The organism is Erwinia rhapontici, from assembly GCF_012271765.1.
Classification (GTDB): domain Bacteria; phylum Pseudomonadota; class Gammaproteobacteria; order Enterobacterales; family Enterobacteriaceae; genus Erwinia; species Erwinia rhapontici.
On the sequence record NZ_VRKO01000014.1, the window covers coordinates 337,089 to 363,687 of the forward strand.

Here is a 26,599-nt window from a genome sequence, read left to right on the forward strand (position 1 = left end):
TGGGCAGTTTCAGGCTTTCAGCCAGCGGAATTCCCACGCTTCCAGCAGCATCGCCTGCGCACCATCAATACGATCGCCACTGGCAATATCCCGATACCAGCGCGCCTCTGGCAGCATCATACTCACCGCTTTATTGCTCAGGTTAAACACGCACCACAGGGATTCCTGTTCTTCTCTTGCCTGGCGTTTCATCACCAGCAGTGAATTGTCACTGTCGATGATGCTCATGGGATTATCCGGATGGAAGGCCGTCTGCTGGATACGCAGCTGAATGAGCTGGCTGAGGGCATAGTAGACTCGTTGTCGCAGTGAATCCTTTTCCATTAACGCCTGTTCGATATCGCTGACGGCATATTTCTGGCGGTTGATTGCCCGGTTGTACCCGGCAGTTTTTACGCCTTCAACATCGTTACGTGAGCCGAGAATACTTTGCACGTAGATGGCCGGTACGCCAGGAAAGGCCAGCAGCAGCGCATGGGCCAGCAGGAAACGTCGCAGGCGCGTATCGTCATCATCCGCTTTCTGATTCAGGGCATCCATGTAGGTGACATTGATTTCATACGGGCTGGTGCTGCCATCAGGGTTATTTTTATAGGAGATCAGCGCTCCTTCCATCGCCAGATCGCGTACCAGCGAGACGATCTCGGTTTCCGGCAGAATGCCGCGTAAGGGGTTCAGGCCGATGCCGTCATGTGACGCGAGGAAATTGAAGAATGTGGTGCTGCCGCTGCCGCCATCGAGGGAGGCGGCCCACTGGCGAAGGGCACGTGACGATCCATAATGGATTGCGTGCAGCACCAGCGGCGGCAGTGAAAACTGATACACCATCTGCGCCTCATCACGACCATTACCAAAATAGCTGATGTTATCTTTGTGCGGAACGTTGGTTTCCGTTAACACCACCGTGCCTGGTGCCACTTCGTTGGCAATAGCGCGAAACAGCTTGACCAGCTGGTGGGTTTTTTCCAGATGAATACAGGACGTTCCCGGCGTTTTCCACATATAGCCCACCGCATCCAGGCGCAGGTAATCGGCACCTTTTTGCAGATAATCCAGTACCACGTTCACCATCGCGATCAGCACTTCCGGGTTAGTGAAGTTCAGGTCGATCTGATCGGCGCTGAAGGTGGTCCAGATAAAACGGGTTTCACCGTCGGCCATCGCAAAAGGCGTGAGAAGGGGTGAGGTGCGCGGGCGGGTGACTGCGCTTAAATCGGTGGTGGGCGGCATGCTGATAAAGAAATCGTCCCAGCCGGGGTCCTGCGCCAGATAGTGGCGAAACCAGGCGCTTTCAGATGACATGTGGTTGCAGACAAAATCAAACATCAGCCGGGTATGCTGGCGCAGGGCGGTGACGTCCTGCCAGTCGCCACATTTGGGGTCCACCTGGTGATAGTCAATGACGGAGAAACCATCGTCGGAGGACCAGGGGAAAAAAGGCAGCAGATGAACCAGATTAAAGCTGGATTGCAGGTGCTGTTGCCAGAAACGAGAGAAGGTCGTCAGGGTGGGCGTGTTCTCTTCATGAAACTGATCGGCGTAGGTGATCAGCACCACGTCTTTTTCATCCCAGTGTGGTTTACGCGACTGTTGAATACGCTCCCGCGCATCAGCAATCAGCGTATGCAGCCGCTGTAAGCAGGATGGCGGGAAAGTGTAATCGTAGATCTTATCTATTAAGTTATTGATAATATCCATTATTATTCGAATTGCCACCGCGGGTGAAAAATTCAGACGTTATTTTTCACTGTAGACGCTGGTCACAAAATCGCAACCTGCATCAGTGGCAACGACCGTTTTTGGCGCAGTTCTGGCAGCCGGTACTGACCTGTTTAACCGGGATCTGGGCCGGGGTGATGCGCACGCGGCGTAGCGCGCCCAGCAGCAGGGCATTGAACAGCAGGACAGTGGCAATAATCAGACTGCTGCTGCCTGGATGCTGGTGGAAACTGGCAACCTGATAAAACAGGGTGGCCAGCGAGTAAGCCAGATCCAGCCCCCACAGGATCGAGAACAGCATCCAGCGGTTACTGCTTTCACGGGCAATGGCACCCATTACTGAAACGCAGGGCACGTACAGCAGCACAAAAATCAGGTAGCTGTAGGCGGCAGCATCGCTGGCGAACTTGCTGTGCATCGTACCCATTGCGCCGCTGGCCATTTCCGCATCGCCTTTACTGGCCTCAATGGGGTTGGCGAGAACGCTGAGGCTGAAAGTGGCTTTGATGCCTTGCCATGTCTCAATCAGCGCGTCACTCAGCTGCGTGCGAAGACTGAACTGCTCAGGGTCGAATGCCTGCTGTTGCAGCGCTTCGGCGGTGTAGAGGGTATTCAGCGTGCCGACCACCACTTCTTTTGCCATCGCTCCGGTCAGCAGACCGACGGTAGCCTGCCAGTTATCATCGTGAACACCGATCGGTGCCAGCAGTGGTGTCAATGTCTGGCTGACGCTGGCCAGCGCGGAGTCGTTCAGATGACTCACCGGCTTGCCGCTAAACGAAAAACTGTTTAGCGCACCGATAAGCATACTGACCAGCACAATCACTTTCCCGGCCCGCAGGACAAACCCCCGCAGACGCTGCCAGGTTTGCAACAGCAGACTTTTGGCGTGAGGAACGTGCCACAGTGGTAGCTCCATTACAAAGGGACTGGCGTTACCGCGCATCAGCGTATGCTTAAGCAGCAGGCCAGTGACGATGGCCGCGCAAATCCCCAACAGATAGAGGCTGAAAACGACCAGTGCACCACGCTGACCGAAAAAGGCCGCCGCAAAGACCGCGAAAATCGCCAGCCGCGCTCCGCAGGAGATAAACGGCGCCATCAGTACGGTGATCAACCGCTCCCGTGGGGCGTCCAGCGTGCGTGCTCCCATTACCGAGGGCACATTGCAGCCAAAGCCAACAATCAGCGGCACAAAGGATTTACCGGGCAGACCAAGCGCCTGCATCAACCGATCCATCACAAAGGCGGCACGCGCCATATAACCGGAATCTTCCAGCAGAGAGAGGAACAGGTACATCATGCCGATCTGCGGTATCAGCGGCATGACGGTATTGATCCCACCGCCGATGCCCTGCGCCAGGAAAAGCGTCAGCCATAACGGTAGGTGCAGCGTAGCGCCCAGCCACTGCGTACCCTGAATAAATATCGCCGCTGATCCGAGGTCGAAAAGCGGTTGTAGTGCGCCACCAAGGTTGATGGCGAGGAAGAACATCATATACATCACCAGCAGAAACAACGGCAGGCCCAGCCAGCGGTTCATGGTCAGGCGATCCAGGCGCTGGCTGAACAGGCTACGGCTTCCGGCGGCACGGATGACCTTGTGGCAGAGTGATTCGAGAGTCTGATAACGGCTACTGGCAATGGACTGAGCGGCATCCTCCCCCAGACGTTCATGGATGCCTGGCAGTAACGCCTGGGCTGCGGGCATCTGCTGCTGGCTCCAGATATCCCCTTCCAGCATATGCAGGGCCAGCCAGCGTTTCTGCCCTTCTGGCGTGGTGGCGGGCATGGCAGCGACCAGTTCACGCAACGCTTGTTGCAGCGGCTGCGAATAGGGGACAGCAAGCGGGGTGGGCTGGCGTGAATAACGGTCGATGGTCTCTTTCAGGCGATTAATGCCGCGCCCGCGAGTGGAAACCAGCGGTATCACCGGACAGCCCAGCGCCTCTTCCAGCGCCGGGAGGTCTAACTCTGTTTGCTGGCTTTCAACAATATCCAGCATGTTCAATGCCACGATGCAGGGCTGCCCCATCTCCAGCAGCTGCAAGGTCAGATAAAGATTGCGTTCAAGGTTGCTGGCATCCACCACGTTAACCACCAGGTCGGCATCACCGCTCAGGAGATACTGACAGGCAATCTGTTCATCCAGCGATGCCTGTGCCGAGAGCGTGGTGAGTGAGTAGCAGCCTGGCAGATCAACCAACTGCACCTGATGCTCTTCTGTGGTGAACTGCCCTTCTTTGCGCTCGACGGTCACACCGGCCCAGTTACCGACCCGCTGGCGCGATCCGGTGAGCTGGTTAAACAAGGTAGTTTTGCCTACGTTAGGGTTCCCGGTCAGTGCGATAGTCGTGGTTTTCATGCGACCTCTCCGGCTGACTGCATGGCTTCCAGTTGGAGTAATGCAAGATCCTTTTTGCGCAACATTAGGCTGACGTGGCGGGTTTCAATATGCAGGGGATCGCCCAGTGGAGCGATACGGATCAGCCGAAAGGTGATGCCGGGCAACAGGCCCAGCGCCATGAGTTTCTGGCGAAATACCGGATTGATGGATGACGAAAAACCGACGATTCGGTAGGCGTGCTGTGGGATCATTTGCATTGGCGGTGCCTGCTTAAATAGACACTGATAATTTTAATGAGAGTGATTCTTGCTCACATTGATATGGAGCAACTTAATCGCAGGGCAGACGCGGAGGTTAGGAAAAAAGAGCGGGCCATCAGGCCCGCCGGGGGGATTAGCTTTTTTTGCCAAAGGCGGCAGCCAGCGCATCGCCCATCGCGCTGTTGCCCGCAGGCTGGGCGGCAGGGCGCTTGTTGTTGGCTTTTGCCGGGCGCGCGTTGTCACGGTCCGGCGATTTGTTGCCGCCACCGCGTCGCGCGTTGGTTTCGCCTGGCTGCTCGTCAAGGCGCATGGTCAGCGCAATACGCTTACGCTGTAAATCCACTTCCATCACCTTCACCTTGACCACATCACCGGCTTTCACCACTTTGTGTGGGTCATCGACAAATTTATCGGCCAGTGAGGAGATATGCACCAGACCATCCTGATGGACGCCGATATCGACGAAGGCGCCGAAGTTGGTGACGTTAGTCACCGAGCCTTCAAGCACCATCCCCGGGAGCAGGTCATTCATGGTGTCGACGCCGTCAGCGAACTGTGCGGTTTTAAACTCAGGACGTGGATCGCGACCCGGTTTTTCCAGTTCTTTGATGATGTCACTCACGGTCGGCACGCCGAAACGCTCATCGGTAAAATCAACGGCTTTCAGATTACGCAGCTCAGTCGGGTTACCCATCAGGTCGTTAAGAGCCTGCTCGGTGGCGGCGAGAATACGCTGCACGACCGGATAAGCTTCCGGGTGCACGGTAGAGGCATCCAGTGGGTTATCGCCCTGAGTGATGCGAAGGAATCCGGCGCACTGTTCAAAGGCTTTCGGCCCCAGACGACCGACTTTCAGTAACTGCTGACGGTTCTGGAAACGGCCGTTCTCATCACGCCAGGTGACAATGTTCTGGGCGATCATCTTGCTCAGCCCTGCCACGCGCGTTAGCAGCGGCACAGAGGCGGTATTCAGATCGACACCCACGCCGTTCACGCAGTCTTCCACCACCGCATCCAGTTTTCTCGCTAACTGGCTCTGGCTGACGTCATGCTGGTACTGGCCGACACCAATGGATTTCGGGTCGATTTTTACCAGTTCGGAGAGCGGATCCTGTAAGCGACGGGCGATGGAAACCGCGCCACGCAGCGAGACATCCAGGCCAGGGAACTCCAGTGCCGCCAGTTCGGAAGCGGAATAGACCGAGGCTCCCGCTTCGCTGACGATGACTTTCTCGCCCTGGACCTGCGGGAACTGCTTTTGCACCTCAAGGTAGAAACGCTCGGTTTCACGAGATGCCGTACCGTTGCCGATGGCGACCAGTTCAACCTGATGTTTGGTACAGAGTGCTGCGACGGCCGCTGCGGCTTTCGCAGTCTGCCCGGTGTGAGGATAGATGGTGTCTGTCGCGACCAGCTTCCCGGTCGCATCCACTACGGCGACTTTGACCCCGGTACGCAGGCCAGGATCGAGACCCATCGTGGCGCGCATCCCCGCCGGCGCCGCCATCAACAGATCGTGCAGATTGCGGGCGAAGACATTAATCGCTTCGTCTTCCGCGCGTTCACGCACGGTGCCCATCAGTTCGGTTTCGAGGTGCAGCAGCACCTTGATGCGCCAGGTCCAGCTGACTACGGCTTTACGCCAGGTATCCGCTGGCGCATTGTTCAGGCGCAGATTCAGATGGTCTGTGATGATCTGCTCACCGTGGCTTTCGCGCGGTGGTTCATCAAACTGCGGATCAGCATTCAGCGCCAGCTGTAAGATACCTTCGTTACGCCCACGGAACATGGCCAGCGCACGGTGGGAAGGTACGGTGGATAACGCTTCATGATGATCGAAGTAGTCACGGAATTTTGCGCCTTCCTCTTCTTTTCCATCGATCACACGTGCGACCAGGTGTGCATTTTTCCACAGGTAGTCACGCACTTTTGCCAGCAGTCCGGCATCTTCTGCGAAACGTTCCATCAGGATGTAGCGTGCACCATCCAGCGCCGCTTTGGTGTCAGCAACACCTTTGTCGGCATCAATGTAGCCAGCGGCCAGTTGTTCAGGATCGTGAGACGGCTCCTGCCATAACGTGTCTGCCAGGGGTTGCAGACCGGCTTCTATCGCGATCTGACCGCGCGTGCGGCGCTTCTGTTTGTAAGGCAGATAGAGGTCTTCGAGCTCGGTTTTACTCAGGGTGGCGTTGATTGCCGCTGCCAGCTCATCGGTCAGTTTTCCCTGGTCGGCAATGGATTTCAGAATGGACTGGCGGCGGTCGGCAAGCTCGCGCAGGTAACCCAGTCGGGTCTCCAGCTGACGCAGTTGGGTATCATCTAACCCGCCGGTCACTTCCTTACGATAACGTGCGATAAACGGCACGGTATTTCCTTCGTCCAGCAGGCGAACAGCGGCTTCAACCTGTTCTGGTCTGGCCTTTAGCTCACTTGCAATCAGGCGGCTCAGTGAATTATTCATCATTGTTGGGACACTTTTTAGCTTAAGAAATTGGCAACAGTTATACGGATTGCAGCAGCATAATGCCAGTCATCAGACTGTCAGCATGGCTGCAACGGCGAGTTTAGGATTCTTTGACGTAGCTGATCGCATTGACGTACCACAGTGCTTCACCCACTGGGGTGTGGACGATGGCGGCATCCCCGATCTCTTTCTTCAGCAATGCACGCGCCATCGGCGAGTCGATAGAGATATAGTCATTGCGACCGAAGATCTCGTCATAGCCGACAATGCGGAAATGCTTCAGATCGCCATCATCGTTTTCCACCTCAACCCAGGCACCGAAAAACACTTTGCCATCCTGCTGTGGGGAATAGTCGACAATACGCAACTGTTCCAGGCACTTGGTCAGATAGCGTATCCGGCGGTCAATTTCACGCAGGCGTTTTTTGTTGTACTGATAGTCGGCATTTTCACTGCGATCGCCAAGGCTGGCCGCCCAGGTGACCTTCTTCGTCACTTCCGGGCGCTCTTCACGCCACAGGAAGTCCAGCTCCTGCTTCAGCAGGTTGTAGCCTTCGCGGGTAATCAGTTTGGTTTTCATCATTCAGCCATCGTCATCGTGATATGCAGACTATTTTGTTGTGCTGTGTGACGGGATGCAAATTCATTGTTCCGAATTATGCCGCAACGTTACTGCTTGTTTGTCATGATAAATACGCTGGAAAAAACCGTTCATCCCCTGGTTTTTTTGACCCAGATTACAGATAAGCTGCTGTTTAATATGCTTTGTAACAATTTCGGCTACAATATAAACCATTATTGACTGTTACATTCAGGCATCTTTTTTAAAAATACAGGCTCAGGCAATAGCGCCTTTGGGAGTAACGAAATGCAAGAAAATTACAAAATCCTGGTGGTAGATGATGACATGCGTTTGCGTGCACTGCTGGAGCGTTATCTGACCGAGCAGGGCTTCCAGGTGCGTAGTGTGGCCAATGCTGAGCAGATGGATCGCCTGCTGACGCGTGAATCATTCCACCTGATGGTGCTGGACCTGATGTTACCTGGCGAAGATGGCTTGTCGATTTGCCGCCGTCTGCGCAGCCAGAGCAACCCCATGCCGATTATTATGGTCACCGCCAAAGGCGAGGAAGTGGATCGTATCGTGGGCCTCGAAATCGGTGCGGATGACTATATTCCAAAACCGTTCAACCCACGTGAACTGCTGGCCCGTATCCGTGCGGTGCTGCGTCGTCAGGCGAATGAACTACCGGGTGCGCCTTCTCAGGAAGAAGCGGTGATTGCTTTCGGTAAATTCAAGTTGAACCTCGGTACCCGCGAGATGTTCCGTGAAGATGAGCCGATGCCACTGACCAGCGGCGAGTTCGCCGTGCTGAAAGCGCTGGTAAGCCACCCGCGTGAGCCGCTGTCGCGCGATAAACTGATGAACCTGGCCCGTGGTCGTGAGTACAGTGCGATGGAGCGTTCTATCGACGTACAGATCTCCCGTTTGCGCCGTATGGTGGAAGAAGATCCGGCTCATCCACGCTACATCCAGACCGTTTGGGGCCTGGGCTATGTCTTCGTGCCGGACGGCAGTAAAGCATGAGGCGATTCCGCTTCTCTCCCCGTAGTTCATTTGCCCGCACACTGTTATTGATCGTTACCCTGCTGTTCGTCAGCCTGGTAACGACTTATCTGGTGGTGCTGAACTTTGCAATTTTGCCCAGTCTGCAACAGTTCAACAAAGTGCTGGCCTATGAAGTTCGTATGTTGATGACCGACCGTTTGCAGTTGGAAGATGGCACGCAGCTGGAAGTGCCTCCGGCATTTCGCCGTGAAATCTACCGTGAACTCGGCATCTCGCTGTATACCAATGCAGCGGCGGAAGAGAGCGGATTACGCTGGGCGCAGCACTATCAGTTTCTCAGCCAACAGATGGCGCAGCAGTTGGGTGGCCCGACCGATGTCCGTGTGGAGGTCAATAAGAACTCCCCGGTGGTGTGGCTGAAAACCTGGTTGTCGCCGGATATCTGGGTGCGCGTCCCCCTGACCGAGATCCATCAGGGCGATTTCTCTCCATTGTTCCGCTACACGCTGGCGATTATGTTGCTGGCGATCGGTGGAGCCTGGCTGTTTATACGTATCCAGAACCGCCCGCTGGTGGAGCTGGAGCACGCGGCGTTACAGGTGGGTAAAGGCATTATCCCCCCGCCACTGCGCGAGTATGGTGCCTCTGAGGTCCGTTCCGTGACGCGGGCATTTAATCAGATGGCATCTGGCGTGAAGCAGTTAGCCGATGACCGAACCCTGCTGATGGCCGGGGTGAGTCATGACCTGAGAACGCCATTGACGCGTATTCGTCTGGCAACGGAAATGATGTCAGAGCAGGATGGCTATCTGGCTGAGTCGATCAATAAAGATATCGAAGAATGTAATGCGATTATCGAACAGTTTATTGATTACCTGCGTACCGGGCAGGAGATGCAGTTTGAACGCGCGGACCTCAACAGTGTGCTGGGAGAAGTGGTGGCGGCAGAAAGCGGTTACGAGCGTGAAATTGAGAATGCCGTGATGTCCGCTGAGCTGATGCTGGATATCAATCCCCTTGCGATTAAGCGTGCGATTGCCAACATGGTCGTCAATGCTGCCCGCTATGGTAATGGCTGGATTAAGGTCAGTTCCGGGCGTGAGCTGCATCGAGCCTGGTTCCAGGTAGACGATGATGGTCCCGGTATTGAACCCGACCAGCTTAAGCACCTGCTTCAGCCGTTTGTGCGTGGTGACAGCGCACGCAGTACCAGCGGAACGGGCCTGGGACTGGCGATTGTGCAGCGTATTATTGATGCTCACCAGGGGGCGCTGGAGATTGGTAAGAGTGAAAAAGGGGGCTTACGCATTCGTGCCTGGCTGCCATTGCCACCTGCCAGCCTTCCGCCAGGGCCTACCCAGTGACAGGCAAGGGTGCGGCATGATGTCGTAGGGGTGAGGCATGCCTCACCCGATTCCACTGACTGGCTTACAGTTTCGGCCCGGCTTTCACCAGTGCTTCACCCGCTTTAGTGTCGGTGAACTTATCGAAGTTGTTGATAAACCTCTGCGCCAAATCCCGAGCCTTTGTTTCCCATTCGGCTTCACTCGCCCAGGTTTGACGCGGGTCGAGCAGTTTGCTGTCTACGCCTTGCAGGGTCAGCGGTATCTCCAGGTTGAAAACAGGCAACGTGGTGGTTTCTGCATGGGCGATGTCGCCACTGAGGATAGCGTTGATAATCGCCCGTGTATCGGCGAGCGAAATACGTTTCCCACTGCCGTTCCAGCCGGTATTCACCAGCCAGGCTTCTGCGCCTGCGTCCTTCATCCGTTTCACCAAAACCTCTGCGTACTGTGTGGGGTGCAGGGTCAGGAACGCGGCACCAAAGCAGGCTGAGAAGGTGGGAGTAGGTTCGGTGACTCCACGCTCAGTACCGGCCAGTTTGGCGGTAAAACCGGAAAGGAAATGGTACTGGGTCTGCTCGGCGGTCAGGCGTGATACGGGGGGCAGCACACCGAAAGCGTCAGCGGTCAGGAAAATCACTTTCTTCGCGTGGCCGGCTTTCGACACCGGTTTAACGATATTGTCGATATGATCAATCGGGTAGGAGACGCGGGTGTTCTCGGTCTTGCTGCTGTCGTCATAATCCACCGAACCATCGCTGCGAACGACAACGTTCTCCAGCAGGGCATCCGGGCGGATCGCATGGTAGATCTCCGGTTCTGCTTTTTCTGACAGTTTGATAGTTTTAGCGTAACAGCCCCCTTCAAAGTTAAACACGCCGTCATCATCCCAGCCATGTTCATCATCGCCAATCAGCTTGCGCTTTGGATCGGTAGACAGTGTGGTTTTGCCCGTGCCTGAGAGGCCGAAGAAAATGGCAACATCCCCTTTTTCACCGACGTTGGCCGAGCAGTGCATCGACGCAATCCCTTTTAGCGGCAGCAGGTAGTTCATCATAGTGAACAACCCTTTCTTCATCTCGCCGCCGTACCAGGTTCCCCCGATAAGCTGCATGTTTTCCGTCAGGTTAAAGGCGACAAAGTTCTCGGAATTCAGCCCCTGAGCCTGCCAGTCCGGGTTGGTGCACTTGGCGCCGTTCATCACCACGAAGTCGGGTATGAAATTCGCCAGAGCTGCTTTATCCGGGCGGATAAACATGTTCTTCACGAAGTGCGCCTGCCAGGCGACTTCCGTGATAAAGCGTACGCAGAGGCGTGAGTCCGGGTTAGCGCCGCACCAGGCATCGATAACAAACAGGCGTTTGCCGGAGAGCTGCTTTGTGACAAGGTTTTTCAGCGACTGCCAGGTCTCCTGCGAGAGGGGGTGGTTATCGTTTTTACCTTTCCCATTGTCACTCCACCACAGCGTGTCGCGGGTGGTTTCGTCACGTACCAGATATTTGTCTTTCGGAGAGCGTCCGGTAAAAATGCCGGTATCAACGGCGACAGCGCCAGACTGCGTGACGATACCGCGCTCAAAACCGTTTAATGTGGGTAGGGTTTCTTCCTTAAACAGGGTGTCATAATCAGGATTATGAATCACCTTCACCGTATCAGTGATGCCATAAGCGACGAGGTCCTGCAAGGTCAGGTCGTTAGTGTGCATGTTACTGCTCCTTTGTCGGTTTTTTGTACTGCGTCAAATTGTAGGGGTATTTCAACTTTATTACCGCGAGCAACCTCCGGCTTCTGCATCAGTGCCGGGTGATGCCACGATCGCGCGCAGTTTACACCCGCCAGAAAACAGCGAAAGCGGCAAAGAAGGAAAATGAGAAGCCACGCCGGGTTCAATGAAAAGAATCGCATTTGTTGCATCAATAGTGCTAAGTCGGTGTCTTTTTGTAGTGATAAATACCAGGTTATGAAGAATTTTTAGCGGGAAAATGCGATTTTTTGTGACGGGAGTATCGTATTGTTTTTCGATAGAAAATAAAGACAGGCGGGGTAAAAACGGGGCATCGTTGAAAAGAAAAAGGCCGGGTAATATCCGGCCCCTGGCGATTAGTGAACCTGTTGGTCACCTGTCGCAGAATCATTACGGATCGCGGCAATATCGACCGCATCATAGACGTAGTGATTACCGCAGTAGTCACAGTGCATATCAATGTTGCCATCTTCCTGCAGGATCTGGTCCACTTCTTCATCCGGCAGTGTTCGCAGCACATCGCCGCAACGTTCGCGTGAACAGGTGCACTTGAAGCTCACGTTCTGGGGTTCAAACAGGGTGACTTCTTCCTGATGATAGAGACGCCACAGCACGTCATTTGCTGGCAGGCCCAGCAGCTCTTCTGTTTTGATCGTTTCTGTCAACGTCGCCAGATGGTTGAACTCATCCAGGCTGGCATCCTGAGCCGGCAGAACCTGCAACAGAATACCGGCTGCACCCACCTGCGATTCTGTTTCGCCGGTGCGGATAAACAGACGAGTAGGGAGCTGCTCTGAACGCATAAAGTAATCTTCCAGGCAGGCGGCAAGGGTGTCACCTTCCAGCCCGACTACGCCCTGGTAGCGCTCACCTTCTTTCGGAGAAATGGTGATCACCAGATAGCCATTGCCGACCATCTCTTTCAGGCTGCTGCCATCGGCAATCTCACCCTGCATACGTGCAACACCACGCATTTCCTGAAGATTGTTACCGTTGATTACGGCCATATTAAGCGGGCCATCACCCTGTAATTGCACCGTGATGTCACCGTCAAATTTCAGGGTAGCTGTCAGCAGGCTGGTGGCCACCAGCAGTTCGCCAAGGACCTGTTGCACTGGCTGAGGGTAGTCATGACCCTCAATGATTTCCTGCCATGTCTGGGATACGGTAACCAGTTCGCCGCGCACAGCATGGTTTTCGAACAGGTAACGGTGCATTTGGTCTTGCTGGGACATAGTGTTTCTCTCGAGTGTGGCGTTATTCGTCGCCAGAATGTTTAAATTTCATCAGGTCACGACGTTCCTTTTTATCAGGGCGCCGGTCAGGGTGCGGCATAGTGAGGGCATTCATTTTACGCGCCAGCGCCACTTTTTCCCGCTTCTCAATACTCTCTACCGTTTCGCGGTACAATTGTTGCGCAACAGTCGCCGGGCCACGTTTGTCAGTGATCGCTTCAATCACCACGGTGCGCTGATCGTTACCCTGGCGCAGCGTCAGCTCGGCAGCCACTTCCACCAGTTTACTGGGTTTGCTGCGTTGACCGTTGTAATGGACTTTGCCGCCTTCGATCATTTCGCGTGCGTCTGCCCGGGTTTTATAAAACCGTGCGGCCCAAAGCCATTTATCGAGCCGGACCCCGTCAGAGGGTTTCTCTTTCATCGCTGCTCCTTTTGGGAATACCCCTATATAGGGTGTCCCCCGTCATCTTTCAAGTTAACGGGTGGGGGCGTCCAGGATTATTTTGGGTATGGAGGGCATTAGCTATTAAAAATAGCACAGATGCGATGGGCTCAGAACATCGGCCGCACGGTCTGTATATCGTTGAGCGAATGGTTGAGGCATTTGTCGTAATACTGGTGAATTTCCATCATCCGAAGACGATTACGGTGAATGCGACGCAGTGCCAGTAGCGTGTTAATGACCAGGATCAGAGAGAGCAACAGCAACAACAGGCTGCTGCCGAGGTAGTGCCATAATGTGATGGTGTCCGGCTCGCTGTGCAGTGCGATGTGGCGTGTGCCGTTGGCATCGATGGTGATGCTGGTAATGATCCCGTTAGCGTTAAACGGCGTGTGCAGCAGCATACCTGCCAGACGTTGCAGTTCTGGCCACTGGTCGGGGGCGTTGTAATCAAACAGTGATGCTGCCGGGGAGGGCTGATTCACCAACTGGCGACCTTCGTCACTGAGGATCAGAAAACCACCCGGAGGAGGGCTGTTCAGTGCGTCTGCGGCACGGCGTGTTTCACGATAGAAGAAAGAGGAGGTTGCGGTATTGACCAGGTTTTCCAGCGCTTCGGCACTCACCGGGCGAAGTAACACGTTCATGCCGTTGAGTGCACCGGAATTGGCACGATGCACCAGCGTTTGCCAGTCTTTGGCATTGCCGAGGTTGACCAGCGCATTTTTCAGACGCACACAGTCCTGTTCCTGGCTGCACAAATCCTGCGTTTTTTGCACGATATCTGAGAAATCGTCCAGCAGGATCATGCCTGACTTCTGAATGGCGGTGGCCAGCTGCGGATTGAGTTTTGGGTCGGTGCTGGTCTGCGGATGAAGCTGCATCCGGGTGGTATCCAGCAGTGCAGTGGCTTTATCGATAATATCGGACTGCGGCAGGGGCAGGGGTTCAGCGTTGTTCCAGTAGACCGCAGAGCAGTCGAACGGCATAAAGTCATAGCTGCGGTTGCCCTGATAGGTGGTTGGAATCGAACACATCCCCGTGCCTTTGACTTTCAGGCTGTCGCCTACATGCAGGGCAACGTTTTCTAAGTCACTCACCTGCGTGACCTGCAGACTTTCGGTGCCTTTAATCCATGCCAGGCTCAACTTCAGTGGCATGCTCAGGGGGATCCAGGAAATCAGCAGTACCAGCACCAACAACGCACCCGCAGCCAGCACAACATTTTTACGCCAGTGTTGGATTGGGAAATTACGCACCTCATCCTGCAGGGAGAGGAAACGTCCCTGGCGAACGACCTGGCGGTTAAGATAGATATCAACGTCGGTGGTTTGACCCAGATCCTGGGCTACGTAGCTTTGCCAGTGTGGCGGATAGATCAAATCGATAATACCCAACGAGATGTTACTGACCTGGCCCTGGTTGGATTCGCCAAATAAGCCCCAGCGTTTCGGTGCGCCGCGCAGGCAGTGAATGTCACGCAGGTCTTTCTCTGTGGGGCGGCGGTACAGCATCCAGATGCTGAATAAAATCATGCAGATACCCGCCAGTATCAGCCAGGGCATCAGAACAACCGGCCCCACGAGGCTGATGAAAAACAGCAGTAATCCCGTGCTGATAAGCAGGGCTTCCCGGGTGCCATCCGGTTTGCTCAATGCATACTCTTCCAGACTCTCCTTGCGAACGCTGAGAAGCTCAACGTTCTCGCCCTCTTCTTTGCGGATAGAGGCATTTTGCCCGGTCGCGCGTACCATCGGCACCAGTGCAGGCGATTCCCAACGATATTGAGTCAGTGAGTGCCCATTGAGTGAAATGACCAGCGGGATCGTTTGCGTTTTAATGAGCTCAACGTAGTTCTCTTCCGCAATGTACTGCTCCCACAGTGGGGGCAGATGCACTTCAACCGCATCCAGGTAGTAGCGCCATTTATTTTGGTCGTCGGTGGAGAGTCCGTAGCGGGTGATGGAGCGAGTGACGGGATAAACATTGTTGCTTTGAGATGTCAGAACCAGTTGTTCGGGTGAGCTGCTGGCACCGGTTGGCTGGGTATCATGCTGATTATTAGCCAGCATGGAGACGTAGCGTTCTACCGCTGTGCGTTCTTCTTCGCTCAGTTTGCGATAAGGGGGACTAATGAATGGCAGTGGTTTCGCCAACGGCGGGCGATGCCGCATAGCGTACCAAAAAAAACAACCTGCCGTCACCGAGCAGGCCAGCATTACAGCCAATATGATGACTATTGTGCTCATGCTCCCCTCATTCCTGCCACGATGCTCCTGTCATTTCTCTCGCATAAGATGGTGGGTCAATACCAGCCAAAAATGGCGAGTGAAGACAGAATAGGCAATTCACTGTGTGATTAAAAATAGCGCTAAAAATCATAAAATTAGAATAATTGTATAGCATGGCCGGGGGTGATGTTACCAGGCATTTGCCATAACAGATATCGGCATAATCCTATTTTTTAGTCGTTCAATTGACATTCTTTAAAAGATTTTCCTCATATTAACAAGGATTTGTTATAAAAAAGTAAAATGATTCATGCGATGATTGGATTCCTGCGGCACCTGCCGCACAATGGACAATAGCACACCCGTGTTTGCACCGGGCATGACGTTAACCTTATTCGGCTTTTCGCTGGGGCCATGATGACCAGACAATTACAAAAACCTACTATCCACAAAGTTGAAGCTGTTGCGCGCTCCAGGTTGTTCACGGTAGAAGCCGTTGATCTGGAGTTCAGCAACGGTGCGCGCCGTGTGTACGAACGTATGCGTTCCTCTGGCCGTGAAGCGGTTATGATCGTACCGATTGTCGACGATCATCTGATTCTGATTCAGGAATATGCTGTCGGGCTGGAAAGCTATGAGCTGGGGTTCCCGAAGGGATTGATTGATGCTGGCGAAACGCCGTTTGAAGCCGCCAATCGTGAACTAAAAGAAGAGGCCGGGTTTGGCGCTCATCAGTTGGAGACACTGGGAAAACTGACGATGGCGCCGTCCTATTTTTCCAGTCAGATGAACATTGTGGTGGCAGAGGGACTTTATCCTGAGCAACTGGAAGGGGATGAACCTGAGCCATTACCGCAACTGCGCTGGCCGCTAAATAATTTGCTGGCGCTCCTGGATGAACCTGATTTTCGCGAATCGCGTAACGTCAGTGCGCTGTTTCTGGTCCGTGAATGGCTGGTGAAGCAAGGCCGGCTGAGTTACTGATGTGAGCCATCGTAACGGGTGAGTGTGGTTGACTGACCTGAAATAAAAAATGCCGGGCAATTGCCCGGCATTTTTGTATCAGAACAACTCGTGGCTTTCGCCGTTGTCCATCAGTGTGGTTCCGACGTCATGTACGGAATATTCAGTCGGCTGGGTGCCGTTGATGAAGTATTCCGCGCGGCTATTGCCGCCACCGTTCGCCAGTTTGCCGGTGCTGCGGTCGATATTGACCGTCACTACGCCTTCTGGCGGCGTCAATGGTTGTAACGGCACACCATCCAGCGCGGATTTCATATAGTCATCCCATGCTGGCTGTGCGCTCTTGGCACCGCCTTCGTAGCCTGATATCTGATCTTTAATCGCCCCGGAAGCCGTGGTGCGTCCGAGGTCACGGCGGTGATCGTCAAAACCGATCCACACCGAGGTGACAACCCCCGGCCCGTAGCCGGAGAACCAGGCATCTTTTGAGCTGTTAGTGGTACCGGTTTTGCCACCGATATCGTTACGTTTAAGGTCGCGGCCAGCCCGCCAGCCAGTGCCCATCCAGCCTGGCTCACCAAACACATTCGAATTCAGCGCACTTTTAATCAGGAATGACAGCGGGGTGTTGATCACGTGTGGCGCATATTGCTGCTGGCCATCCTGCTGACCCTGCTGTGGAACCTGCTCCAGCTGCGGTTGTGGTACGGCAACATTGTTACCTTCCGACGATACCGCCACGTTTTCTACGCTGTCTTCACTCAGTGCGACGGCCTTCTGAGTGTTGCCATAGATCACCGGCAGATTGCACTCTGCACAGGCGACTTTCGGTTTCGCTTCGAAGACGTGGTTGCCTTGCTCATCATCGATGCGCGTGATGAAGTACGGGTCAACCAGGAAGCCGCCGTTCGCCATCACAGAGTAGCCACGTACCATCTGCAATGGGGTGAAGGAGGCCGAGCCCAGCGCCAGTGATTCCGTATGGACGATGTTCTGTGCCGGGAAACCAAAACGCTGCAAATATTCGGCCGCATAGTCGACGCCCATGGCGCGCATGGCGCGCACCATCACAACGTTCTTCGACTCACCCAACCCCTGGCGCAGACGAATGGGACCCGCGTAGGTATTGGGTGAGTTTTTCGGACGCCAGTCAGCACCGGCACCTGCATCCCAACGAGAAATCGGCACGTCGTTAAGAATAGATGCCAGCGTCAAACCACGGTCCATTGCTGCGGTATACAGGAACGGTTTGATATTCGAACCGACCTGGCGTAACGCCTGGGTTGCACGGTTAAACTTGCTCAGATTGAAGTCAAAACCGCCCACAAGGGCGCGCACGGCACCATCGTGTGGGTCGAGCGATACCAGTGAGGAGTTCACATCCGGCACCTGGCCCAGTTGCCAGTCGTTATCCACCTTGCGTACCCAAATCTGCTGACCAGGCTGCAATACCTGGCTCACCGAACGCGGTGTGGCACCTTGTAAGGTGTCTGACTTGAACGGGCGGGCCCAGCGAACACTGGCGAGGTTTAGCGCAACGCTGCTGCCATCACGCATAATGGCCGTGGCTTCCTCGCTATTACTGGTGGTAACCACTGCCGGGAACAGCGGACCGTACACCGGTAAAGACTTCAGCGTTTTCATGATTTCGCTGTGGCCCCACGCCTGCTCACCCACTTTCCACAGCACACTGGCCGGACCGCGATAACCATGACGCATATCATAGGCAATAACGTTGTCCTGAACCGATGTCTGTGCCGCCAACTGGAGCTTACGGGTGACGGTGGTATAGACCTTATAACCGTCGTTGTAGGCGTTCTCACCGAAGCGCTTGATCATCTCCTGACGCACCATCTCAGTCAGATACGGCGCTGAGAAAGCAATTTCCGGCACATGATAGTTCGCCACCAGTGGTGTGCTGCGCGCTTCGTTATACTGCATCTGCGTGATGTAGTGCTGGTCAAGCATACGTGCCAGAACGGTATTGCGACGCTGCACGGCACGATCATGAGAATAGAGTGGGTTAAATGTCGACGGTGCTTTTGGCAGGCCGGCGATCATGGCGATCTCACTCAGTGACAGCTGATCAACGCTTTTACCAAAATAGACCTGTGCCGCAGCGCCAACACCATAGGCGCGGTAGCCGAGGTAAATCTTGTTCAGATACAGCTCAAGGATCTCGTCCTTGCTCATCATCTGTTCAATGCGAATGGCGAGGAACACCTCCTTGACCTTACGTATCAGTGTACGTTCCGGGCTGAGGAAGAAGTTACGTGCCAGCTGCTGGGTAATGGTACTGGCCCCCTGCGACGCATGACCGGAAACCAGCGCAATGCTGGCTGCACGGAAAATACCAATCGGGTCGACGCCATGATGTTCATAGAAGCGGCTGTCTTCCGTCGCGATAAAGGCCTTCACCATTTGCGGTGGGATTTGTTGCAGCGTCAGTGGAATACGGCGTTTCTCGCCGTACTGTGCGATAAGCTCGTTATCGGCACTGTAGACCTGCATTGGCGTCTGCAGACGCACATCTTTCAGCGTGGCGACATCCGGGAGCTGTGGCTCTATGTATTTGTACAAACCATAGATCGAGCCAGCTCCCAGCAAGATGCAACACACTGCAAGGATCAATAAATACTTTACGAACTTCACCTGATATTTCCCACTTAAAGTCGGTTGGGCAGTTTATAAACAATCGCGCGGTAGTATAAAGGCAAGCCTGTACCTTGGATACGTCCTTTTCAACAGACGATAAGGAGATCGCGCAATGGCTTTTAAGACATGGCAAGTCGGGCTGGATATTCAAAACGGGCAGCTCTGCGCCCTGGGCATCCAGCGCCGTCGAAACGGCTGGCAGCTACGTCATTGGTGGCAGCATACGTTGCCGCAAGATACGTTAAGAAATGGCCTGGTGCAACGCCCGGACGATGTTGTGGCATTACTGCAACGCTGGCGTAAACATCTTCCTGCTCGCATTTCACTGCGGGTCGGCTTCCCCCCGCAGCTCGTCATGCAGCGCCAACTGGCGAAGCCTGCCTTACGATTACGTGAGCCCGATCGTAACAGTTACATCATGGCGGCGGCGAGACGATTTTTCCCTATCGCACCCGAAGCGCTGGCGCTGGATTACCGTGGTAGTGATGACGTTGACGGGGCGATGTATCTGACGGCGGCACGCCAGGATGCACTACAAAATTGGGTAGACTGCCTGCAACAGGCCTCGCTGGCTCCCGATGTTCTGGAACTGACTCCGGCGGCACTGTATGCGCTGGCTCGTGGACTGTCACTGGAGGCGTCCGCCGCACTGGTGCACCGCCTGAACGATCACTGGCTGTGGTATGCCCCGCAGTCGGGTGTTCATGCCTGGGGCTGGTGTTCACTGGAAGATGCAGCCGATTTTAGCGCACTACAGCAGCGATATTTACAAGGCAGCCACTCAGTCTGGTACAGCTCTGTGCTGGCAGAAGAGCGGCCGGAAGGCACCTTCGCCTTGTCGCCGCTGGCCGCAGTGCAATGTTATCAGCCGCCGTTGCCCGTGTATGACGGTGCTTTTGCATTGGCAACCGGTCTGGCATTACGCCCGGAGGATTGCTGATGGTATGGGTGAACTTATTGCCCTGGCGGCAGGTGAAATTGCAGAAGCGCTGGCGCGTCTGGCGTCTGGCAGGGGGCGTTTTAGTTCTGGTGTTTTCCATGCTGATGCTGGAGGGATACTGGCAGCGCAGTCTCAATCACCAGCAGAGTCGCACGCAGGGTCTGTGGAGCGCCGCGCTAAACGATGTGCAGGCCCTGAATGCACGCACGCAGGCCGCACGACAGCAGCTCAGCGCCTTGCAACGTCAGCAGCATCACCTCATGCACCGTCAACAGCAGATGACCCAGTGGCGTGATTTCGCGCGGGGTCTTGGCCTGTACTTTCCACCGGATACCTGGCTGAGCGTGTTGCATAAAACCCGCAAGGAACTGGTGTTACGCGGGGTGGCGGCCAGCATTCAGGAACTGCACCAGTTGCGTGACAGATTACGCGAGGTCACGTTGTTTAAACAGGTCAATTTGGGGGCAGTCCAGCGTGTTCGCACGGGCGAAATGACGTTTGATATGCAGGCACTACCGTTTTTGTCTCCTGGTGCCGACGAATGATGCACCGCTGGCTGATCGGTTGGTTGCAAATGCCGGCATGGATACGCTTGGGCAGTTTTTGTGGCGCTGCGCTGTTGCTGGCGATGCTGTTATGGGGCGCCTGGTGGCATCCGATAAAACAAAAGCAGCAGCAGGGCGAACAGCAGTGGCAGCAGCTGGCACACCGTTATCGTCAGCAGCTGCAATTACTCCGCGCCATGCCCGCACTTGCCACCGTGCAGCAGCAGACAGAACAGATCGAGGCACGGCTTACCTCTGACGTCATCCGGCCTTTTTTACTGCCTGACCTGCTCAAAGCCAGCGGTGCGGTACTGGAATACTGGCACCCTGCCGGGCAGGGCGGTGAGCTGTCTCTGATGCTGAACTGGCCACAATTTATTGCGCTGCTGGATTATCTTTCTGCGCTTCAGCCCACGTTACTGTTTTCCCAGTTCAAACTGCAACGTGAGGAACAGCAATTGCGCCTGGTCATGGAGTTAACGGATGAAAATTAAGCTGGCCTGGGGATTGCTGTTGTTGATGTGTAACGTGTGGGCGCGCGATCCCTTTTTTCCTCTGAACGTCCAGCGTTGCGCGTCCGTTGCAGAGACGGAACTCACCTGGCGTTTACTGGGACTGATTGGCCGAGAGGGCCGCTATGACGCGTGGCTGGTCTCGTCTCAACATAAATTGCTCTGGCGGCAGACTGGCGACCCATTACCCGGCACGGAGTGGCGTATCGCGGAGATTGATGCTCAGACTGTCACGATCACGACTTTACAGGACTGCCCGCCGTCACGGCGGCTGGGTTTAAAAGGACGACATCATGCTCAGGATAATTTACCTCTGGCTGGCGCTGATAAGCCCGTTATCAGCCAGCCAGATTCCCCTCTCTCTCGCTTTTGACGCCGCTCCCGTCGGGCAGGTATTGCAGGCGCTGGCCGATTACCAGCAGCTCAACCTGGTGGTAGCACCGGGGGTTGAAGGCACGCTTTCTCTTCGGCTGAAAGACGTGCCCTGGCAGCAGGCTTTACAGTTGGTGTTAAAAATGGGGCGCCTGACAATGGAAAAACAGGGCAACGTGATGCTGATTTATCCGGAGAGCTGGCAGCAAGAGGAGGAGCGAAAAACGGCCGCACGCCGTGAAGCTCAGGAACAGACGCTCCCCCTGCATAATCGTACGCTCACTCTCCAGCATGCCGATGCCGCAGCGGTCAACGGCAGCCTGCAAAATGAGCGCGCCCGATTAATGACCGCGCGTGGCAGCATTACGCTGGATAGCCGGACTAACAGTTTGTTATTACGTGATACTGAAAGTGCCCTCGATCAGGCAGAACGTTGGGTGCGCCAGCTGGATGTGCCGTTGGCTCAGATTGAGCTGGCAGCACATATCGTCACCATCAGTGAAGAGAATCTGCGTGAATTAGGGGTTAACTGGGGGCTAAGTGGATCTGAACAGGTGGCAGAGGCGCTGCGTAGCAGCCAGCTGAGAGTGGATCTTGGCGTCAGTCGCCCGGCAGGTATGGTGGGTTTGACGCTGGCAAAACTGGATGGTCAGTTGCTGGATCTTGAGCTGAGCGCGCTGGAAAGAGAGCAGCAGGCCGAGATTATTGCCAGCCCACGCTTGTTCACATCGCATCAGCAGACGGCCAGTATCAAACAAGGTACGGAAATTCCCTACGAAGTTGCCAGTGGAAATAGGGGGTCGACCACCATGGAGTTCAAAGAGGCGATGCTGGCGATGGAAGTCACGCCAGAGGTACAGGCTAACGGTCGGATTTTACTGAAACTGCATATTTCTCAAAATGTACCCGGAAAAAATATGCGAAGCGGTGAAAACGAGGTCCTGACCATCGATAAACAGGAGATTGATACCCAAGTGATGTTGAAGGATGGGCAGACGCTGGCGCTGGGAGGGATTTTTCAGCAACAGAGCGCCACAGGGCGCACTAAGGTGCCTTTTCTGGGCGATATTCCGCTACTGGGTGGCCTGTTTCGTCACGATGTACGTGAACAAAAAAGGCGTGAATTGGTGATCTTCATCACACCGAGACTGATTCGTAGCGATTAATGCGATTTTTGAGGCAAACTGTAACACCTGCATGTTTTTTCCGGAATTGCTGACAGTTGGGTTTGACGCAAGGACGGAATTAGCTTACAAGGTTTAGCGATTTTGAATTACGGGCCAGGTGCCCTTAGCAGCGAATGCTTTTTAACCGTTTTTTATCGTGCGCAACCGGCGTAGCCGATGCAACCACATCCGGCTGATAAATGAAGCGGACTGAAACGCGCCAAAATATTGCGTGCAATGGGCAAGGTAAATTTAATCGGTTGCCAAAACACCTTCAGTGTTGAGATAATTTTCGTCTGACTCTCGCACTATCGCTCATGAGGTTTCAGTTCATGTCCTGCCTGGTTTAAGGCGGGGTATCATCAACGAATTGTCTTAGTAATACCGAAAAAATGGCAGAGAAACGCAATATCTTTCTGGTTGGGCCTATGGGTGCCGGCAAAAGCACTATTGGGCGTCAGTTAGCTCAACAACTCAATATGGAATTTTTCGATTCCGATCAAGAAATTGAGCGACGTACCGGAGCGGATGTGGGCTGGGTTTTTGACGTCGAAGGCGAAGAAGGCTTCCGCGATCGCGAAGAAAAAATCATCAATGAACTCACTGAAAAGCAGGGCATTGTGCTGGCGACAGGTGGCGGTTCCGTCAAGTCGCGCGAAACGCGCAATCGTCTCTCCGCCCGTGGCGTAGTGGTTTATCTTGAAACGACTATCGAAAAGCAACTGGCACGTACTCAGCGCGACAAAAAACGTCCGCTGTTGCAGGTGGATTCTCCACCGCGTGAAGTGCTGGAAGCATTAGCCGATGAACGCAATCCGATGTATGAAGAGATTGCCGACGTAACCATTCGTACTGACGATCAAAGTGCGAAAGTGGTGGCTAATCAAATTATCAATATGTTGGAAAAGAGCTGATTCAGGCTCTGACGGCCCACTTGTGGGCACAGCAAAAAAGGTGATACAGCGTCATGGAGAGGATTACCGTAACTCTTGGGGATCGCAGTTACCCCATTACCATCGCCGCCGGGTTGTTCGCAGATCCGGCTTCTTTTTGGCCGCTTAAAGCGGGCGATCAGGTCATGCTGGTAACCAACCAGACGCTGGCTCCTCTCTATCTGGAACCATTGCGTTCACGCCTTGAGGGCGCGGGCGTGGTGGTCGATCAGGTGATTCTGCCGGACGGTGAGCAGTTTAAATCGCTGGCCGTGATGGATCAGGTATTTACCGCATTACTGTCCAGGCCTCATGGCCGGGATACCACTTTGGTGGCACTGGGTGGCGGTGTGATTGGTGATCTAACCGGATTTGCAGCCGCCAGCTACCAGCGTGGCGTACGTTTTATCCAGGTCCCAACCACGCTGTTGTCGCAGGTTGACTCCTCTGTGGGGGGGAAAACTGCCGTCAATCATCCGTTGGGTAAAAACATGATCGGGGCATTTTATCAACCTGCCTCGGTGGTGGTAGATCTTGACTGTCTGAATACCCTACCAGCGCGTGAGTTCTCTTCCGGTCTGGCGGAAGTGATCAAATACGGCATCATCCTTGACGGTGAATTCTTCACCTGGCTTGAAGACAATCTGGATGCCTTGCTGGCGCTGGATGGCACGGCGCTAGCGTACTGTATTCGCCGCTGCTGTGAGTTGAAAGCAGAAGTGGTGGCAGCAGATGAACATGAGCACGGCCAGCGTGCGTTGCTGAACCTTGGGCATACCTATGGTCACGCCATTGAAGCCCATATGGGTTACGGCAACTGGCTGCACGGCGAAGCGGTGGCAGCCGGGATGGTAATGGCTGCACGCAACGCTGAACGTCTTGGTCAGTTCAGTTCGCAAGATACAGACCGTATTATCACGTTGTTACAGCGTGCCGGGTTACCGGTACATGGGCCAGAAAGTATGGCGGCGGCTGACTACCTGCCACATATGATGCGTGATAAAAAAGTCCTGGCTGGCAAGCTGCGTCTGATTCTTCCCCTGGCCATCGGCAAAGCCGAAGTGCGCAGCGGAGTACCACATGATATGGTTCTTGCATCCATTCAGGATTGTCTGAAGCCATAGTGATTATCTGTAACCAGGTCTCCTGGCTACTATTCTGATGTATCGCCGTTCAAGGGTTCGAACGGCATTGCCGCTCTATGGGAGGAGGTTAAATGGACGAGTTTAAACCGGAAGACGAGTTAAAACCTGACACCAGCGACCGCCGACCAACGCGGTCCCGCAAAACGTCGTCTGCACCAAAAATCCCTGTATCCCGACAGCATATGATGATGGGAATTGGTATCCTGGTTCTGCTGCTGCTTGTGTTAGGTATTGGGTCTGCATTGAAATCACCTGATAACAGCAGTGCGAAACAGCCTGCAACGCCTGCGGGTAACGCCGGTGGTGAAAAGAATATCGATCTCTCCGGGTCCTCTTCAATGAGCGGCCAGTCAGGCCAGCCAGCTACGTCTGAAACCGGTACAACCGCGAATAATACTCAGTCGGCTTCGTCACAGAATGTGGGTGTTCCACCGATTTCCCCAACGCCGACAGAAGCACAGCCAGTGCAGACACCGCCGAATCAACAGCGTGTTGAGCTGCCAGGCGATCTGAATACAGCTTTGAATGACCAGCAAGGGCAGGTTGATGCTGCAGCACAGGCAGGTCAGGGAGAGTCTTCATTGCCAACGGCGGCTGCTACAGTAGCACCAGGGGCAGAAACTCCGCGCCAGGCAAGCAACAAACCTGTTACGGCTCCACGTCCGACGGCAACGCATCAGAATAAACCGGCGGCGGCCCATACGCCTGCTGCCAGTAAGCCTGCGGCGAAAGAAAGTAAACCAGCGACTACAGCCAGTCAGAGTACGCCAGCCGCGCGTAGCGGTAGCACCCCCGGCGGTAACTTTACGCTGCAGCTAAGCAGTGCATCGCGTTCAGACACGTTGAATGCCTGGGCGAAAAAACAAAATCTGAGTGGCTATCATGTCTATCAGACCACGCGTAACGGACAGCCTTGGTATGTACTGGTGAGTGGCTCTTATGCGACTTCAGGTGATGCTAAACGCGCTGTTGCCTCTCTACCGGCGGAAGTTCGTGCTCAGAACCCTTGGGTAAAACCGGTGAGCCAGGTAAAAAAAGAAGCGGGTAAATAACACCCCGCCGGGGAAACCCGGCGTATCCTTAGTGTGTGTGCGTGCCGCTGGCACGCAGAGCATTCAAAGCGCAGATATGCTGTCGGTGTAACCACAGCCTGATGAGTAAAAGTAATTAACGACAGCATGAAAAAAAATCGCGCTTTCTTGAAGTGGGCAGGTGGCAAGTACCCGTTGCTCGATGATATCCGACGCCATCTCCCTGAAGGGGACTGTTTGATCGAACCCTTCGTAGGGGCGGGCTCGGTATTTCTTAACACCCAGTACTCAAAGTACATTCTCGCAGACATTAACAGCGATCTGATTAACCTCTATAACATCGTTAAAGAACGCACGGATGAATTCGTGGCAGATGTGCGCATGCTCTTCGTTCCTGAAACGAATGATTCGGCGGTGTACTACGCCTATCGCAAAGAGTTTAATCTGTGCCGCGATGATTACCGACGAGCGGTGTTGTTTTTATACCTCAACCGCCATTGTTACAACGGCTTGTGCCGTTATAACCTGAGCGGTGAGTTCAACGTGCCGTTTGGTCGTTATCGCAGACCCTACTTTCCGCAAGATGAAATTTACTGGTTTGCCGAACGGGCCCAGCAGGCGACTTTTGTCTGTGAATCTTACGATGTTACGCTGGGGAAAGTGCAAAAGGGGGCAGTGGTCTATTGCGATCCACCCTATGCACCGCTCTCCACGACCGCTAACTTTACGGCGTACCACACCAACAGCTTTAGCATGCGTGAGCAACAACATTTGGTCGAACTGGCTACGATGCTGGCCAACGAGCAGAGCATTACCGTGCTGATATCGAACCACGATACGCCGCTAACACGTCAGTGGTACGAGGGCGCTATCCTGCATGAAATCAAAGTGCGTCGTTCGATCAGCCGCAGTGGCAACACGCGAAGTAAGGTCAATGAATTACTGGCGTTGTATACTGGCCGGTGATGACGCCTGAAACT

Annotated in this window: 22 protein-coding genes; 12 read left to right on the forward strand and 10 right to left on the reverse strand. The window is 54.4% G+C overall.

The window, feature by feature from the left end:
* Window positions 1–9: 9 nt before the first annotated feature.
* From FVB43_RS15155 to greB, 5 genes are all read right to left on the reverse strand, one after another.
* On the reverse strand, window positions 10–1,698 hold the full coding sequence (locus tag FVB43_RS15155) for an alpha-amylase family glycosyl hydrolase (protein ID WP_167864258.1): 1,689 nt from the start codon (window positions 1,696–1,698) through the stop codon (window positions 10–12).
* 82 nt (window positions 1,699–1,780) lie between these two features.
* Window positions 1,781–4,084: a Fe(2+) transporter permease subunit FeoB gene (gene feoB / locus FVB43_RS15160; protein ID WP_167864259.1), complete on the reverse strand. Its 2,304-nt coding sequence runs from the start codon at window positions 4,082–4,084 to the stop codon at window positions 1,781–1,783.
* Complete coding sequence (gene feoA / locus FVB43_RS15165) at window positions 4,081–4,323, reverse strand: ferrous iron transporter A (RefSeq protein WP_133846653.1); 243 nt, start codon at window positions 4,321–4,323, stop codon at window positions 4,081–4,083. Before feoA ends, feoB begins: the two co-directional genes overlap by 4 nt.
* Before the next feature lie 136 nt (window positions 4,324–4,459).
* Window positions 4,460–6,790: a Tex family protein gene (locus FVB43_RS15170; protein ID WP_133846654.1), complete on the reverse strand. Its 2,331-nt coding sequence runs from the start codon at window positions 6,788–6,790 to the stop codon at window positions 4,460–4,462.
* Between the two features lie 100 nt (window positions 6,791–6,890).
* Window positions 6,891–7,370, reverse strand: coding sequence for a transcription elongation factor GreB (gene greB, locus FVB43_RS15175; protein ID WP_133846703.1), 480 nt, complete (start codon window positions 7,368–7,370; stop codon window positions 6,891–6,893).
* Window positions 7,371–7,658: 288 nt separating this feature from the next.
* Between greB and ompR the strand changes: the two genes are divergently transcribed.
* The gene (gene ompR, locus FVB43_RS15180) at window positions 7,659–8,378 is read left to right on the forward strand and encodes an osmolarity response regulator transcription factor OmpR (RefSeq protein WP_001157751.1); all 720 of its coding nucleotides are present in this window, start codon (window positions 7,659–7,661) and stop codon (window positions 8,376–8,378) included.
* A complete protein-coding gene (envZ, locus tag FVB43_RS15185; protein WP_133846655.1) occupies window positions 8,375–9,724 on the forward strand; it encodes a two-component system sensor histidine kinase EnvZ in 1,350 nt (449 codons plus the stop codon). The genes ompR and envZ overlap by 4 nt, the downstream gene beginning before the upstream one ends.
* A 64-nt stretch (window positions 9,725–9,788) precedes the next feature.
* On the opposite strand, the gene pckA is transcribed toward envZ, so the two are convergent.
* The 4 genes from pckA to FVB43_RS15205 form a co-directional block, all read right to left on the reverse strand.
* On the reverse strand, window positions 9,789–11,408 hold the full coding sequence (gene pckA, locus FVB43_RS15190; RefSeq protein WP_133846656.1) for a phosphoenolpyruvate carboxykinase (ATP): 1,620 nt from the start codon (window positions 11,406–11,408) through the stop codon (window positions 9,789–9,791).
* Between the two features lie 395 nt (window positions 11,409–11,803).
* Window positions 11,804–12,682, reverse strand: coding sequence for an Hsp33 family molecular chaperone HslO (gene hslO / locus FVB43_RS15195; protein ID WP_133846657.1), 879 nt, complete (start codon window positions 12,680–12,682; stop codon window positions 11,804–11,806).
* Window positions 12,683–12,704: 22 nt separating this feature from the next.
* Window positions 12,705–13,106, reverse strand: a complete 402-nt coding sequence (gene hslR / locus FVB43_RS15200; protein WP_133846658.1) for a ribosome-associated heat shock protein Hsp15 — start codon at window positions 13,104–13,106, stop codon at window positions 12,705–12,707.
* 131 nt (window positions 13,107–13,237) lie between these two features.
* Window positions 13,238–15,376 (reverse strand): intracellular growth attenuator family protein, encoded by a 2,139-nt coding sequence (locus FVB43_RS15205; protein WP_167864260.1) that lies wholly within the window; start codon window positions 15,374–15,376, stop codon window positions 13,238–13,240.
* Between the two features lie 399 nt (window positions 15,377–15,775).
* Here FVB43_RS15205 and nudE point away from each other — a divergent pair, with 399 nt between their 5' ends.
* Window positions 15,776–16,342, forward strand: coding sequence for an ADP compounds hydrolase NudE (gene nudE, locus FVB43_RS15210; RefSeq protein ID WP_133846704.1), 567 nt, complete (start codon window positions 15,776–15,778; stop codon window positions 16,340–16,342).
* A gap of 78 nt (window positions 16,343–16,420) precedes the next feature.
* Here nudE and mrcA read toward each other — a convergent pair whose 3' ends face one another.
* The gene (mrcA, locus tag FVB43_RS15215) at window positions 16,421–18,973 is read right to left on the reverse strand and encodes a peptidoglycan glycosyltransferase/peptidoglycan DD-transpeptidase MrcA (RefSeq protein ID WP_133846660.1); all 2,553 of its coding nucleotides are present in this window, start codon (window positions 18,971–18,973) and stop codon (window positions 16,421–16,423) included.
* Between the two features lie 115 nt (window positions 18,974–19,088).
* Between mrcA and pilM the strand changes: the two genes are divergently transcribed.
* The 9 genes from pilM (at window position 19,089) to dam (ending at window position 26,585) form a co-directional block, all read left to right on the forward strand.
* A complete protein-coding gene (pilM, locus tag FVB43_RS15220) occupies window positions 19,089–19,916 on the forward strand; it encodes a pilus assembly protein PilM (protein ID WP_133846661.1) in 828 nt (275 codons plus the stop codon).
* Window positions 19,916–20,461, forward strand: a complete 546-nt coding sequence (locus FVB43_RS15225; protein ID WP_167864261.1) for a PilN domain-containing protein — start codon at window positions 19,916–19,918, stop codon at window positions 20,459–20,461. Before pilM ends, FVB43_RS15225 begins: the two co-directional genes overlap by 1 nt.
* Window positions 20,458–20,955: a HofO family protein gene (locus tag FVB43_RS15230; protein WP_159337851.1), complete on the forward strand. Its 498-nt coding sequence runs from the start codon at window positions 20,458–20,460 to the stop codon at window positions 20,953–20,955. The genes FVB43_RS15225 and FVB43_RS15230 overlap by 4 nt, the downstream gene beginning before the upstream one ends.
* Window positions 20,945–21,346, forward strand: a complete 402-nt coding sequence (locus tag FVB43_RS15235; protein WP_133846664.1) for a HofP DNA utilization family protein — start codon at window positions 20,945–20,947, stop codon at window positions 21,344–21,346. Before FVB43_RS15230 ends, FVB43_RS15235 begins: the two co-directional genes overlap by 11 nt.
* Window positions 21,267–22,511, forward strand: a complete 1,245-nt coding sequence (gene hofQ, locus FVB43_RS15240; RefSeq protein ID WP_133846665.1) for a DNA uptake porin HofQ — start codon at window positions 21,267–21,269, stop codon at window positions 22,509–22,511. The genes FVB43_RS15235 and hofQ overlap by 80 nt, the downstream gene beginning before the upstream one ends.
* A gap of 392 nt (window positions 22,512–22,903) precedes the next feature.
* Window positions 22,904–23,425: a shikimate kinase AroK gene (gene aroK / locus FVB43_RS15245; RefSeq protein WP_048917675.1), complete on the forward strand. Its 522-nt coding sequence runs from the start codon at window positions 22,904–22,906 to the stop codon at window positions 23,423–23,425.
* A 53-nt stretch (window positions 23,426–23,478) separates the two neighbouring features.
* On the forward strand, window positions 23,479–24,567 hold the full coding sequence (aroB, locus tag FVB43_RS15250; protein ID WP_133846666.1) for a 3-dehydroquinate synthase: 1,089 nt from the start codon (window positions 23,479–23,481) through the stop codon (window positions 24,565–24,567).
* A gap of 92 nt (window positions 24,568–24,659) precedes the next feature.
* Window positions 24,660–25,640, forward strand: a complete 981-nt coding sequence (locus tag FVB43_RS15255; RefSeq protein ID WP_133846667.1) for an SPOR domain-containing protein — start codon at window positions 24,660–24,662, stop codon at window positions 25,638–25,640.
* Window positions 25,641–25,766: 126 nt separating this feature from the next.
* Window positions 25,767–26,585, forward strand: a complete 819-nt coding sequence (dam, locus tag FVB43_RS15260; RefSeq protein WP_133846668.1) for an adenine-specific DNA-methyltransferase — start codon at window positions 25,767–25,769, stop codon at window positions 26,583–26,585.
* The last annotated feature ends 14 nt before the right edge of the window (window positions 26,586–26,599 follow it).

Bases quoted from the DNA above. Each gene is read 5' to 3' on its own strand.
- FVB43_RS15155 (WP_167864258.1), bottom strand. From the start codon at position 1,698: ATGGATATTATCAATAACTTAATAGATAAGATCTACGATTACACTTTC.
- feoB (WP_167864259.1), bottom strand. From the start codon at position 4,084: ATGAAAACCACGACTATCGCACTGACCGGGAACCCTAACGTAGGCAAA.
- feoA (WP_133846653.1), bottom strand. From the start codon at position 4,323: ATGCAAATGATCCCACAGCACGCCTACCGAATCGTCGGTTTTTCGTCA.
- FVB43_RS15170 (WP_133846654.1), bottom strand. From the start codon at position 6,790: ATGATGAATAATTCACTGAGCCGCCTGATTGCAAGTGAGCTAAAGGCC.
- greB (WP_133846703.1), bottom strand. From the start codon at position 7,370: ATGAAAACCAAACTGATTACCCGCGAAGGCTACAACCTGCTGAAGCAG.
- ompR (WP_001157751.1), top strand. From the start codon at position 7,659: ATGCAAGAAAATTACAAAATCCTGGTGGTAGATGATGACATGCGTTTG.
- envZ (WP_133846655.1), top strand. From the start codon at position 8,375: ATGAGGCGATTCCGCTTCTCTCCCCGTAGTTCATTTGCCCGCACACTG.
- pckA (WP_133846656.1), bottom strand. From the start codon at position 11,408: ATGCACACTAACGACCTGACCTTGCAGGACCTCGTCGCTTATGGCATC.
- hslO (WP_133846657.1), bottom strand. From the start codon at position 12,682: ATGTCCCAGCAAGACCAAATGCACCGTTACCTGTTCGAAAACCATGCT.
- hslR (WP_133846658.1), bottom strand. From the start codon at position 13,106: ATGAAAGAGAAACCCTCTGACGGGGTCCGGCTCGATAAATGGCTTTGG.
- FVB43_RS15205 (WP_167864260.1), bottom strand. From the start codon at position 15,376: ATGAGCACAATAGTCATCATATTGGCTGTAATGCTGGCCTGCTCGGTG.
- nudE (WP_133846704.1), top strand. From the start codon at position 15,776: ATGACCAGACAATTACAAAAACCTACTATCCACAAAGTTGAAGCTGTT.
- pilM (WP_133846661.1), top strand. From the start codon at position 19,089: ATGGCTTTTAAGACATGGCAAGTCGGGCTGGATATTCAAAACGGGCAG.
- FVB43_RS15225 (WP_167864261.1), top strand. From the start codon at position 19,916: ATGGTATGGGTGAACTTATTGCCCTGGCGGCAGGTGAAATTGCAGAAG.
- FVB43_RS15230 (WP_159337851.1), top strand. From the start codon at position 20,458: ATGATGCACCGCTGGCTGATCGGTTGGTTGCAAATGCCGGCATGGATA.
- FVB43_RS15235 (WP_133846664.1), top strand. From the start codon at position 20,945: ATGAAAATTAAGCTGGCCTGGGGATTGCTGTTGTTGATGTGTAACGTG.
- hofQ (WP_133846665.1), top strand. From the start codon at position 21,267: ATGCTCAGGATAATTTACCTCTGGCTGGCGCTGATAAGCCCGTTATCA.
- aroK (WP_048917675.1), top strand. From the start codon at position 22,904: ATGGCAGAGAAACGCAATATCTTTCTGGTTGGGCCTATGGGTGCCGGC.
- aroB (WP_133846666.1), top strand. From the start codon at position 23,479: ATGGAGAGGATTACCGTAACTCTTGGGGATCGCAGTTACCCCATTACC.
- FVB43_RS15255 (WP_133846667.1), top strand. From the start codon at position 24,660: ATGGACGAGTTTAAACCGGAAGACGAGTTAAAACCTGACACCAGCGAC.
- dam (WP_133846668.1), top strand. From the start codon at position 25,767: ATGAAAAAAAATCGCGCTTTCTTGAAGTGGGCAGGTGGCAAGTACCCG.